This is a genomic window from 'Chrysanthemum coronarium' phytoplasma (assembly GCF_000744065.1).
Classification (GTDB): domain Bacteria; phylum Bacillota_I; class Bacilli_A; order Acholeplasmatales; family Acholeplasmataceae; genus Phytoplasma; species Phytoplasma asteris.
Map to the genome: position 1 here is coordinate 1 of NZ_BBIY01000107.1, position 1328 is coordinate 1328.

Annotated in this window: 2 protein-coding genes and 2 pseudogenes; all 4 read right to left on the reverse strand. The window is 25.8% G+C overall.

The window, feature by feature from the left end; genetic code table 11:
• Nucleotides 1-179: pseudogene (locus OYV_RS03890) on the reverse strand (endonuclease); the annotation flags it as partial.
• Between the two features lie 5 nt (nt 180-184).
• Nucleotides 185-433: a hypothetical protein gene (locus OYV_RS04745; RefSeq protein ID WP_081931947.1), complete on the reverse strand. Its 249-nt coding sequence runs from the start codon at nt 431-433 to the stop codon at nt 185-187.
• Nucleotides 434-714: 281 nt separating this feature from the next.
• Nucleotides 715-1092: an SVM family protein gene (locus tag OYV_RS03895; RefSeq protein WP_011160424.1), complete on the reverse strand. Its 378-nt coding sequence runs from the start codon at nt 1090-1092 to the stop codon at nt 715-717.
• A gap of 47 nt (nt 1093-1139) precedes the next feature.
• A pseudogene (locus OYV_RS03900) lies at nt 1140-1328 on the reverse strand (effector); the annotation flags it as partial.

The following is a 1328-nucleotide window of genomic DNA, read 5'->3' on the forward strand; positions in this document are numbered from 1 at the left end:
TGTAATAGGTTATATTGATTAGCGGTAAAAGTGGTCCCGAAAAGTTTATCATGGACTAATTGTTCCATGGAACGAAAGGGATCTAAACCTGTTATCGAAGCAACTTCGGAAGCGTTGATGTATTTTTTTCGATGTTGGTACCATAATTTGGTGCGTTGATTTAAGTTTTGGATTCTCATAATAATTATTCTTTCTTAAATATTTTCTTTAATAATAATAAAAGATATTTTCCTAAATAATAAAAGAAACGAAAAAGGTGATAAAGACATTTAATGATAAAATCAATGAAACATAAGATATGAGGGAGGAATAATAAAATAATCATTAATAAAGCTAAGTTTAACCATTGATTTTGATAAGTAAAGAAATAATGACTGATAGTATTAAGGCTATTATTAAGCTTTATTAACCAAGTATTAAATAGATTCCACATGATTGGGTTGCTTCGTGATTAAATGTTGATAAAATCGAACTACTATTCCTTGTTTTAATTGGTTAATACTTAGTTTGACAGCGAAAAGATAGAATTTAAGAACATAATAAACAGTGATTATTGGAATCAATGAAAGTAGAGTGATGATGAAAAAGATGAGATTACTAGGTATTGTTTTTGTTTCCTTTCCAATTGATGAGTTGTTTTTGTTGTTAAATAAAAAAAGACCCTGAAGGGTCTTTGTGAAAAATTAAATATTTTTATTTATTATTAAAAACAAATTAATTATTTTCATCATTTAAAGTTTTTAAAAGTTTTTGATAAGTTTTTAATTGTTCTTTTTGATTATGAATTAAATTTTCTAAATTTTGTTTTAAAGCTAAAAGAGTATTTTTGTTAGGATCATTATTTGATAATTGTTGTATTTCTCTTTCTGTATTTATTTTTTTAACTGCATTTTTCCGAATTTTATATTTTAAATTAATTATATTTTCTTCAATAGAGTAATTAGTTATGTTTTGATTATTATTGCTAGCACTAGCAATATCTTTATTCATCCCCATTACTTGTTGATTATTAGCAATTAAAAACAATCCTAAGAAAGCAAATACAATAAACGAATTCAATAACAATAATAAATTATTTTTGATTTTAAACATTAATTAAATCTCCTTTAATTTTTTAATATATTTGAAAGTTAATGTTTTTATGTCCATCCAGGATGGTTTTTTTTCATTTCTGCTTCTTTGACTTTATCGTTGTTGTGTTTATCTTGATAAAGGGATAAAGTTTTACGGACAGGGTTGAAGTGGAGGCGGAAATCGGTTAATTCGAAGTTAGCATCGTGAACACGTGCGCGTCCAAGGTAGTAGTCTTTGTCGTCTTCTAAGAAGTA

What these genes read in the sequence shown, in the direction of transcription:
- OYV_RS04745 (WP_081931947.1), bottom strand. Translation starts at nt 433, where the DNA reads ATGTGGAATCTATTTAATACTTGGTTAATAAAGCTTAATAATAGCCTT.
- OYV_RS03895 (WP_011160424.1), bottom strand. Translation starts at nt 1,092, where the DNA reads ATGTTTAAAATCAAAAATAATTTATTATTGTTATTGAATTCGTTTATT.